Below are 270 nucleotides of genomic sequence, written 5' to 3' on the forward strand. Positions count from 1 at the left end.
TACCTGAAAACTTGTAGGCGCGCAGCAGTGGAAATAAATACGCCAGGCTCATCCATGGATTGCCGCACAACAGTGGCACCGCTAAAATGACAACATGATAGATCTTCGAGTAGTATGTATACCGCCTGTTCTTCCGCTCACGAAACACGGATTTCACAAAAAACACCGTTCCGGTAAAATACAAGAAATTAAACAGAACTACTGCCGTAAGCCCGTTATCGAACCCGCCTCCGCCTAGGAAATAAGCTGCTGCACCTCCAGTGCAGAACA

1 pseudogene is annotated in these 270 nt (G+C 47.4%); it reads right to left on the reverse strand.

The window, feature by feature from the left end:
* Positions 1–270, reverse strand: a pseudogene (locus tag CHH91_RS20945) (YwiC-like family protein); the annotation flags it as partial.

The sequence above is a fragment of the Virgibacillus sp. 7505 genome (assembly GCF_002272135.1).
Taxonomy (GTDB): domain Bacteria; phylum Bacillota; class Bacilli; order Bacillales; family Amphibacillaceae; genus Terribacillus.